9 protein-coding genes are annotated in these 9,848 nt (G+C 67.0%); all 9 read right to left on the minus strand.

All coding sequences use genetic code 11. The features are described from left to right. Nucleotides 1-22: 22 nt before the first annotated feature. Nucleotides 23-664, minus strand: a complete 642-nt coding sequence (locus VGN72_10095) for a hypothetical protein (protein ID HEV7299704.1) — start codon at nt 662-664, stop codon at nt 23-25. Between the two features lie 89 nt (nt 665-753). Continuing rightward, nucleotides 754-1,788, minus strand: a complete 1,035-nt coding sequence (locus tag VGN72_10100) for a major capsid protein (protein ID HEV7299705.1) — start codon at nt 1,786-1,788, stop codon at nt 754-756. A 120-nt stretch (nt 1,789-1,908) separates the two neighbouring features. Next, entirely contained in the window at nt 1,909-2,316 is a 408-nt protein-coding gene (locus VGN72_10105; protein HEV7299706.1) for a head decoration protein, read from the minus strand. A gap of 125 nt (nt 2,317-2,441) precedes the next feature. After that, nucleotides 2,442-3,695, minus strand: coding sequence for a S49 family peptidase (locus VGN72_10110; protein HEV7299707.1), 1,254 nt, complete (start codon nt 3,693-3,695; stop codon nt 2,442-2,444). After that, entirely contained in the window at nt 3,692-5,128 is a 1,437-nt protein-coding gene (locus tag VGN72_10115; protein ID HEV7299708.1) for a phage portal protein, read from the minus strand. Before VGN72_10115 ends, VGN72_10110 begins: the two co-directional genes overlap by 4 nt. A gap of 8 nt (nt 5,129-5,136) precedes the next feature. Then, a complete protein-coding gene (locus VGN72_10120) occupies nt 5,137-5,397 on the minus strand; it encodes a hypothetical protein (GenBank protein ID HEV7299709.1) in 261 nt (86 codons plus the stop codon). Further along, nucleotides 5,397-7,409 carry a terminase gpA endonuclease subunit gene (locus tag VGN72_10125; protein HEV7299710.1) on the minus strand — a complete coding sequence of 671 codons (2,013 nt, stop codon included), beginning with the start codon at nt 7,407-7,409 and terminating at the stop codon, nt 5,397-5,399. Before VGN72_10125 ends, VGN72_10120 begins: the two co-directional genes overlap by 1 nt. Then, nucleotides 7,378-7,887, minus strand: coding sequence for a hypothetical protein (locus tag VGN72_10130; protein ID HEV7299711.1), 510 nt, complete (start codon nt 7,885-7,887; stop codon nt 7,378-7,380). The genes VGN72_10125 and VGN72_10130 overlap by 32 nt, the downstream gene beginning before the upstream one ends. 8 nt (nt 7,888-7,895) lie before the next feature. Further along, nucleotides 7,896-9,797 carry a hypothetical protein gene (locus VGN72_10135; protein ID HEV7299712.1) on the minus strand — a complete coding sequence of 634 codons (1,902 nt, stop codon included), beginning with the start codon at nt 9,795-9,797 and terminating at the stop codon, nt 7,896-7,898. Nucleotides 9,798-9,848: the final 51 nt, after the last annotated feature.

A 9,848-nucleotide genomic window follows, 5' to 3' on the forward strand; every position in this document is an offset into this window, starting at 1 on the left:
GTGGTTCCTTGTCACAGGCGACTTACTTCGCGGCCTGTTCACGCGCCTTGCGGGCGGCGTGGATCTGCTTCAGCCGCTCGGGCCCGACCTCGACCGTCTTGTCGGCTCGGATCTGGTCGTCGCTCTTCCCGTCGTAGTAGGACAGGGGCTTGCCCCCGATGACCGGGTCGAACGGCGCCTTCGGCGGATCCGCGGGCGGGTTCGTCGAGCCCGTGTTGCCGGTGCCGGTGGTGGTGGTAGCGGTGGAAACGGTTTCCACCTTCGGCGGGTCACCGGCCGGGAGCTTCTGAGCCTGCTCGCGGGCGGCTTCCTCTTCCAGCCGGAAGAGATCGGCCCGGGCCGCCTGCAGACGTTCCGCAGCGGTTGGCGCGGGATTGGTCACCGCCGGCTGAGTCGCCTGCACGCCGGACGTCGCCACTTCGGCCGGGTCACGGGATGCGAGCGGGGTTCCGGTGGACAACGCGACCTGCGTCGCCAGGCTCTGCGCCGGCTGCGCGCCGTTGGCTTCGTGCGTCAGCGGCGTCGAGGCATCGACCTCCTTGACCGCGCCGAGACGCAGCCAACGCTCGACGGTCGTGCCGTTGGCAACGATCTGCTCTTCGCTGATGACGTTGCCCTGCACGTACTGGCCCGCGCCCTGATGGACTACTTCGTATTTCTTCACGGCGTTCTCCTTGCAAAAGGGTTTCACTCAAACGAACCAGCGCCGACCGGTTTCCCGACCGGCGCTGGGGCTGGGCTGTCGGGACGCGGTTAGGCACCGATCGCGACCTTGACGATCGCCTTGGGACGGGTCAGCACCGGCCCACCGTTGTGGCCGCGGTGCACCTCGATCTTCGGGGGCGTCTCCTTCGGGGCGTTGATCCCGCGCACGTAGTCCTTCACGTACTCGTAGCTGCCGGGCGTGCCGGCCGGGTTGTTGAGGTTGCGCGTCATCCGGTAGGCGCCGACGCGGTCGCCCTCCTGACGCCGGCCGACGAGCGTGCCGTTACCGTTCGTGATGAACTTCGTGTACGTGTTGGCGTCGTTCTTGTAGCCGCGGTCGTAGACGACGATCTCGGGCAGGTCCTCACCCATGATGATCCGGTTGGCCTCGGCGATGCTGTTGACCGTGCCACCGCCAAGCGTGCGGCGCCCGCCCAGGTCGGCGGCGTTCGAGTTCTTCAGCATGTTGTTGGCATCCACGCGGTTGATGAAGAACATGCTGGACGCGTTGAAGTCCACGCCGAACTGGCTGCCCATCTGCTGCATCGCGCGCAGGTCGGCCAGCGGCGTCGCCGTCGCCGGCACGCCCCAGTTCGACCCGGTGTAGCTCTGGATCGCGAACGTGTCGGTGTACACGAGCGTGCCACCCTTGCCCGAGACGCTGAACGTGCCGGTCGTCAGCAGCAGCCAGCAGATCTGCCGGATCCGGTTGACCTCGCGGGCGACGAGTTGGCGCTGGCGCGTCAGCACCGAGTCCTCAATGGACACGACGGCCTCGCCGATCACGCTGCCGCCGCGCTCGGTCAGTTCCTTCTCGGTGACCGTCTCGAACTCGCCGTAATAACCGGGCTCGGCAACGTAGCTCTTGTTGCCGACCGGCTTCACGTGCTGCGGCGCGCCGTCGAGGCCGCGCAGCTGCTGGAGGCCGAGGTCGTCGTCCTCAACGGACCACTGCAGCAATGCAGCGTTGACCGTCTCGATCGGGAAGATGCTGAAGAGCGGGTCGTTGGCGATCTCCTGCGCCATCAACTCGGGGCCGAGTTCCTGCAGCTCGCGGGCTTCGGGATATAGGTACGTGGGCATGACTGGTTACTCCGGTTCAAGGCAAGACGTCGCCGTGCCCACGTCGAGCCGGATGGCTCGCTGAGGGTCGGACCGCGTCGGATTGGTAATGGTGACACGGGTGGCCGCGCGGCCACGCCATTACGGGATGCGGATGTCGCCGCTCGGCAGCACGCGGGCGTGCATGACGGTCGCCGCGTTGGCGTCCCAGCCGATCAGGTCGGCCGCGTGGAACGTGCCGGCGACGTAGACCTGGCCGTCGCCGTGCGGCAGGTTCATGCTGCTGGCGACGCCGCTGGTGCCGAGATAATGCTTGCCGTTGGCGTCGGTGACGGTGTCGTGCGTCAGGATCGCGACCGGGACCTGCGTCCCGTCGGCGTTACCCGACGCGTAGGGGTAAAGCTTGCTGTCGGCGATCTTCTTGCCGAGCACGCGACCCTTCAACAGGGTCTGGCTCGGCCCGAGGCTGGCGGCTTCGAGGCGGGCATCGTGGGGGAAGACGGCCGGCTCGAGCTTGTTCATCGCGAACGATTCAAGTTCCGTGGGCATGACTGTTCTCCGATCTCAAAAGTTAGTGGACGCTGGAAGACTGACGGGAATGCGTGAGGCGAGGAGCCTCACTTTACGCTACGCGTTAGGGTCAAGTGCACGATGCACAAGGCCCTTGCCACAGATCAGGCCGTCTTTGCAGGGAGGCCCTGCTGCTTGCGCAGTTCGTTCATACGTGCGAGCGACGAAACCGCGGGCTGATCGCCTGTGGGCGTGTTGATGGCCGAGCCGTGTCCCGCGTGGCTGGGGTCGATCTCGCCGATCTTCTTCTGCAGCTCGTCGTTCTTCTGACCGGCCGCGGTCAGCTTCGCCTTCACGTGGTCGGCGTAGGCGACCTTGTGCTCGGCAATGGGCGCTTCGATGTCGAGGCGGTCCATCACGAAATCCTTGTCTTCCGGGAACGCCGCCTTCAGCTCGCTGGCGGTGGCGTTGTTGGGCTTCGTCGCGGCAATGGCCTTGTCGACGAGCGGCTGCGCGACCTCCTGCAGGTGGTCGGGGTGAGCGGCGACGTACGCGATGAATTGTTCGCGGTCCATATTGGCGATCCTTTCTTTCTCCGCGGACATCGCCGCGTCTAGTGGTTGAACTCGGTCGATTAAACGTTTGGTGACGGCCTCGGCCGCGATCCACACGCGGCCGTCGGCCAGCGCCCGGGCCTCGGCGTCGCTCATCTGGCGACGCGTGGCCACCCAGGCGACGAACTGCTCATAGAGGGCGTCGACGCCCCGCTGCGACTCGGCGACCAGCTCGGGCGGCACGGAGCCATCGGCGCCGGCACCCTTCACCCCGCCGGAACTGACGACGGTGAACGTGATGCCCAGGTCCGCCCAGAACTTGGTGTCGTCGGTCCACAGCTCGAACGCCCCGATGCTGCCGACCTCGGCGATCGAGTTGGCGACGATCGTGTCGCAGGCAGCGGCGAGCCAGTAGCCGCCAGAGGCAGCCTGGTCAGACACGACGGCCATCGTCGCCTTTCCGGTGGCGTCGGCGCGGCGGCGGATGAAGTCGCCCAGCTGCACGGTGCCGGCGGCCATGCCCCCGGGGCTGTCGATCACGAATGCGACGGTGCGCACGGCCGGATCGTTGAACGCGGCGTCGACCAGGCCCTGAATGCGGTCGGCGGCGCAGAGGCCGTAATAGTCGTCCCACCAGGTCTCATACTTCGTCAGGACGCCGATCACGTCGATGCGGGCCACGCCGTCGGCGACCGTGTACCCGGCCGGACCGGGCGCGGGCGTCTGCATGCCATCGCCGGCGACGTCCTTGGCGATGCGCCGTGCCAGCTCACGAACGCGCGGCTCGCTCATGACCCACTGGCCCGAGATCGACTGAATCAGCGCAGCCTTGGCCGCGGGCGTGTTGGCGATGTTCCTGCTCATCGGTTGGTTTCCTCGTCGTCAGCGTCGGCGTCGTCCTCTTCGTCTTCTTCATCCTCGTCGTCGTCAGGCTCAGGCAGCTGCAGCGGCGTGGTGCCAGCCGCACCAGCGACGCCGATCGGGGGCAGACCGTTCTCGGCCCGCAGCTTGTTCCAGATCGCGAAGTTCTGGCAGACCACGGCGGGATCCATGCCTCGCTCGGTCAGGTAGGAGATCGGATCCTCGATCCCCATCGCGATCAGCTTCTCGATGCCCGGCGCATCCTTCGACGGCTCGGTCAGCGGTCGCCCCGTCGGCGTCCACTCGTAGGCCCACGCGTCGTTGGGAACCGGCCCGACCCAATCGCTCGCCTTGACCCACTTGCTCACCAGCCAGGGCCAGAGCCTCGCGAAGACGCTGGCGTTGTAGTGCCACTGCTCGATGTCGCTGGTGCGCTGCTCCTGCAGGGCCGTCGACCGGCTCACCGAGTAGTTCGCCTTCGTGAAGTCCAGCAGCACGCGTTCGAGCGTCAGGCCGAACCGCAGGCCGACGAACCGGCAGAACGTGCGGATTGCATCGGTGAAGTTCGTCCCGGGGTGCTGGGGGTTGAACGACGTGACGCTCTCGCCCTCATAGACGATGTTGATCATTCCCGGCTCGATCACCCGGCCGCGGACCGGGTTGCCCGCGGCGTCGAGGACGATCGAATCCCGGGCGTTCGTGGGCCGCTTTCCCTTCACGGTGACGATCAGGGCCTGCGACGCGCCAACCCGCATGGCCACCACGGCCGCGTCCAGCACACCGATGATCTGTTCGAAGAGCGAGTAGAGGCCGTAGAACGACGGGATGCCGCGGGTGACGTTGTACCGGCCACCCGTACGGGGCATGAAGATCACGTCGCGTGCCAGCAGACGCTTCGGACGACGCATGCGGCCGGGCCCGAGCTCGCTCACCCAATAGGCGACCGGCGCGCCGGACGGACCGAACTCGACGCCGTCGACGATGTTGCGGTCGTAGTAGCCGGGCGGCGTCTCGAAGGCGTCGCCCTCCAGCAACTGCGTTTCAGGACCGTAGCCGCGATCGATCAACAGCCAGGCGGAATCGCCGTCGCGATGGCTGCCCGTGTAATTCATGTCCTGCATATGGTCGAAGCTGAACGTGCGGCGCACGTCGAACAGCTTCCCGTCGACCAGCCGCTTCCACCGATCGTTGATCTTGTCCTTGAAGATGCCCTCGGCCGTCGACCGCAGGCGGATGCCGGTGCCGATCACGTTCTCGCTCGACCGCTGCAGCACGCTGGACGCCAGCGCGTTGTTGCGCGTGAGGTGTCGGGAACGATTGCGCATGTGGCGCTGATCTTCCGCGACCGACTGCGCTGGCAGCCCATCGGGACCGAGGATCGTGCCCGTGCCCCACGCGTCGTCGAGCCGCGTTCGAATGCTGTCGTTGTATGACATGGTGGTGGTTACCGCGGGCGACCGAACATGGCGAGCTCGATGCTGGGGTCGATGTACGCCTCCTCTGCCGGCGGATTGGCGGCGACCTTCTCTTCCAGGTCTTTGATGATCGCGTCGAGCGCCTTCAGGTCGACCTGCTGCCATTGCTTGCCGGTATGGCCGATCGCCTGACCGCCCTCGGCGATGCGCCGGCGGATGTGCCGGTACAGCTTCAGTTCCTGCGCGGGCGTGTAGTCCGGCAGCGCGTCGATCTCTTCGGGGGTGAGCATCAGTACATCCCTTTATAGGAATTGACGAACGAACGCTGCGGGGCCGCGCCGGCCTGGACGGCCGGGGGCTGCTCGCCCGGCATCGATTCGAGCAGCCGCACGCCTGCCTTGTGAGCGGCGACGCAGGCCAACTCGAAGGCGTCGCCCCAGTGGTTGTTCTCGCGGACCTGGTGCCACTGCAACACGTTGCCCAAACGCGGGTCGAACTTGTACCGCTGGCGTTCGGCCGTCAGGTGCTTGGCGTACGTGCGAAGCCGGAGCAATTCGCGCTGTACGGCGGCGCGATCGACGAGGCCGACGGTCGGGTCGAATACCGTCATGGCCCCGTGTCGGTCGAGGGGCGTGACCATCCGGGCCGCCATGAACGACTTCCAGTGGTCCGAGTTCACGTCGATGAACTGGTCACCGGTCGCGAGCGATTCAACGAGGTCGTAATGGTCGCCGGCCTCGATCAGCTTCGTCTTCTGTCGACGCACGCGGCGCTGGGTCGCCCCGTAACCCTGCGTCGGGTAGTACCACTCGCCGCTCTCGCGGCAGAACTGGAAGATCGCGTTGGTGCTGCCGGGCCAACGGGCGTCAATGCACACGACGCTTGCCGCGATCGTGCCGTTGCGAACGGTCCATTGACGGGTGGCCACGGCGTCCCGCCAGTCGCGGAAGGCCAGGAGGATCGCCTCCTCGATGGCCATGATGTCGCTTGGGACCTCGATCACGTCGAACGCGATGACGTGCGGCCCGCCACCCGTCCGCCATGCGACCGCGTTCCAGTACGACAGCCGCTGGCCGACGTCGGCGGCGATCGTCACACACTCAGTGTCGTCGGGACAGATGCCCTGCGCCAGTCCCTTGATCGTCCGACGGACGATCGAGTCCTCGTCAAACCCGTGCACGTCCTGTTGTACCGGCTTGATCGGCCGCACCCATTGCGACTGCAGCAGGTCCAGTTCGGCCTTTCCCTCGTCGGTCGCTCGCAGGGCCTTCCACTCCTCGCCGCCGACGTTCGGGAGGCGGCTGGGGCTCAGGATGCTGTTGACGGCCGTCCAGCGGAAGCCGAACGACTTCGTGGGCGGCAGGTCGCCGTAGACGTTGCCGTCCGGACCCACCACCTGTCCCCTGTGCACCAGAACGGCACGATGGTTCGCCGCGACCCGCTGCTCGTTGGTCCAGAGCACGCCGCACGCCGGGCAGGCGATCTGCGCGCTGGCGATCGCCGCCGTCTCGCTGTCGGCCTCGCGCCACCCGACGAGGTGCTCGCGTTCCGGCGTCACCCACCCCGCGCAGTGCGGACAGGGCAGGGCGATGCGAGACGCGGTGCCGTTGATGAACTCCTGCCAGATCAGGCCGTCCTCGGTCGTGACCGTGCACTCGCTGAAGATCCGGGCTGTCTCGGGAAAGGCGAGCGTCCGCTTGACCAGCTGTTTGAATTTCGTGCCCTCCCGACTGGCGCTGCCCACCTCATCGAAGCTGTCGGCCTCGGTCACGGCCAAGTTGTTGCTGGTGAAACCCGCTCGCGACGCGTCGTCACCACCGCTGGTCATGAACCGCAGGATTGCGCCGTTGCGGAACTCGACGGTGACCGACTTGCCGCCGCGGCTGCCGCCACCCGTCGTCGGCAGCAGCTCCTTGTACCGCGACGCGTTGATCACCGGCAGGAGGTTGACCGTCCATTTATCCTCGGCCATGTCCAGCGACGGGACGCCGAACACGACCGTCTCGCCCCGCTCGAACAGCAGGTAGCAGATGATGATCGACAGAAGCAGCGACTTGCCGTCCTGGTTGGGGCCGGTGAAGAACACGCGGGACCAGATGCCCTTGTCGATCTCGGCCAAGAACAGCTTGGCGGCCGGATGCCATCGCCCCTGAAAGCGGCGTCCCTTCCGCGGTCCGTCGGGCAGGACGATCTCCTGCTCTGCGAACTCGAGGATCGTCCGCAACACGGGCGTCCGCATGCCGAGCGCCAGTTGCACGGCGAACGTCAGCTCACCCTTCAGGATCGATTGCGTCTGCAGCATCGAATCGTTTCAGGCCGTCGATCAGGACGGACTCGAACTCCCCGACCGCCTCGTTATAGGTCTCGCCCGCCTCCTTCCCATAGTCCAGCGCGAGCTTGCGGCCGGCGTCGCGCATGGCCGCGATCGCCGGCGAGATCGCGTCGAGCAGGGCCGACCGCCGCACCACGTCTTTTCGCCGCTGCTGAACGTCCATTTCAACAAGCTCGGCCCGAGCCTTTCGATAACGTTCGAGGGCCGGCGAGTCGACGCCGGCCATGAATGGGTCGCCGTCGATCGACTTCGGTTGCGCCTTCTCCAGTCGGTACGCAATGATCGCGGTCACGACCATCGCCGCGTTGAACCGCAAGGCCGCGCCCTTGCCCTTGGTGGCGTCGGCGGGCAGCTTCGGACGGATCACCTCGTCGAACTGCCGGCTGCTCAGGCTGACGAGGGCCGCCGCGTCGGTGCGCGTCACCCACATCACGGAATCTGCGGCCATCGGTTTGCCTAGACCGCGATTCGGCGCTTCACCGTCATCGGGCCAATGTAAGGCGAATAGTTATCTTCGGTGCCGACAACGGTGCCGAGCACGTGGTAGACGAGGTTGTAACGGGACTGCAGCGGCGACGACGGCAGCGCTGCTGTCTGTGCGGCCGTCAATGGCACGGTCACCGTCAGTGTGGTGGTACCGTCCGTCTCCGTCGTCGCCAGGGCCGTCGCCTCGACCTGCAGCAGCGCCGTGGCACTGGCGCCCGCCTTGTCGTAATCGCTGGCGGTCATCACCGCGAACTGCACCACCGTATCGAGTTGCGGTCCGATGTAGTTTCGGATCGACGGCAGGGTCAGGGGGTTCGCTGCCAGGTAATCATCGCCCTGCACGATCTCGATCTCGCCCGTCGCCTTCACCGGTGAGGTGACGTGGGTCAGCGTGCTGCTACCGAACTGGTTGACCTTACCCAAGATCGCGGCCAGCGAGGTGTGGATGTACGCGAGGTCGGGCTGCGTCGGCTGGCCCTCGGACCTCACTTCGCCACCGGTGCTCGTGAACAGCTTCTGGGCGGGATCGAGCAGGATCGCCGCGGCCGTGGCTACGGCGGATGCTGTGGCGACCTCGTCGAGCTTCGGTCGCCGGAGATCCTGCTCCTTGATCGTATCATCGCCCACGCCGCTGTAGCCGATCGCCGCCTGCAGCTGCCCGATCGCCGTGTTGAACACCGTCGTGGTCGGCAGGCCGGTCAGGTCGGCGCCCCACGCGCCGTTACCATGGGCGGCCGCAAGGTCAGCGGCCACCTGGCTGCTGATCGTCGCGGCCGACGGCGGCGCGGTGTACACGAACGTCGGCATGCGCGACAGGATCGGCGCGTCGAGGTTGTCCAGATTCGCCGCCCGCGCGGTCGTGAGGTCCGCCCGCAGGCCCGCCGCGTCGGTCTTGGTCGCCAACAGGTCCGTGCGGTCCTGCGCCGTGAAGTCGGCCGCCATGGCCGCGACGGTGAACGCCGACGCCCCTTGGCTGGTCGCGCTGCCGTCCTCCACGAACGTCACGTCGAACCGCACCTGATCGTTGACCGCGTGAGCGCTGTCGCTCGTGTACGTCCAGCGGTAGACGCCAATCGAGACGAGCGACGCGGCGGACAGGCGGGCCGACACGTCCGTCCCGTCGCCGAGCGTCGCGGCCAGCGTCGGCGTCGCGTCCGGCGCGGCCATGTTGCCGCTGTCGGCGTCGTACAGCCGCGCGGTGACCGCGAACGCCTTGGTGCCAGCGACAGGCACCAGCAGCTGGGGCGGCACGTCGAGCGACACGCGGCTCATGTTGTACAGGGCCGCGACCTGCGAGGCGGTGGCGATGAGCCCGCCCGTGTTGAGATTGTCGAGGTGGCCGGCGCGAGCGGCGGTGACGCGGGCCAGCAGCGCGCTAGTGCCCGCCGTGTCGCCGCCGGCGTAGCTGCTGATCGTGCCAGCGGGGAACGTCACGAGGCCCGACGCCGTAACCAGCTGGCCTGCGATGCGAGCGAGGTTGACCTGGATGTATCCGACAGAGCCGTACGCGACCCCAAGCCCCGACAAGCCCTGTGCGGCGGCGGCGCTGCCGTCGACCTGCGTGATGTTGGTGGGCGACACGTCCGGCCCGTACGTCTCGACCGACAACGCCTGGCTGAACGTCGTCGCCGCCGCGTCGTACACCCCCACCGAATAGTCGCGGTCGAACGTCAGGCCCGCGGGGATGTCGGCGTAGTAGACGCCCGTCGCCCCAACCTGCACCAGCGCGATGCGGCACTCGGTGAACGTCGCCGATTCGGTCACCCATGCGGGTGAACCGGTGCCCGACACCTGGCGCACCTGTCCCGGCATCGCGGGGTTGTACACGGCGACGTAGCCGGGCGCGTAGTAGGGGCCGAATTCCTTAGCCATGAGTGAACGTCTCTTCGCGAAGTTAGCGGCGCGTGAACCGATCAAGGATCT

Source organism: Tepidisphaeraceae bacterium (assembly GCA_035998445.1).
Lineage (GTDB): Bacteria > Planctomycetota > Phycisphaerae > Tepidisphaerales > Tepidisphaeraceae > DASYHQ01.

Coding starts and splice junctions, on each gene's coding strand:
- VGN72_10100 (HEV7299705.1), bottom strand. CDS start 1,788: ATGCCCACGTACCTATATCCCGAAGCCCGCGAGCTGCAGGAACTCGGC.
- VGN72_10105 (HEV7299706.1), bottom strand. CDS start 2,316: ATGCCCACGGAACTTGAATCGTTCGCGATGAACAAGCTCGAGCCGGCC.
- VGN72_10110 (HEV7299707.1), bottom strand. CDS start 3,695: ATGAGCAGGAACATCGCCAACACGCCCGCGGCCAAGGCTGCGCTGATT.
- VGN72_10115 (HEV7299708.1), bottom strand. CDS start 5,128: ATGTCATACAACGACAGCATTCGAACGCGGCTCGACGACGCGTGGGGC.
- VGN72_10120 (HEV7299709.1), bottom strand. CDS start 5,397: ATGCTCACCCCCGAAGAGATCGACGCGCTGCCGGACTACACGCCCGCG.
- VGN72_10125 (HEV7299710.1), bottom strand. CDS start 7,409: ATGCTGCAGACGCAATCGATCCTGAAGGGTGAGCTGACGTTCGCCGTG.
- VGN72_10130 (HEV7299711.1), bottom strand. CDS start 7,887: ATGGCCGCAGATTCCGTGATGTGGGTGACGCGCACCGACGCGGCGGCC.
- VGN72_10135 (HEV7299712.1), bottom strand. CDS start 9,797: ATGGCTAAGGAATTCGGCCCCTACTACGCGCCCGGCTACGTCGCCGTG.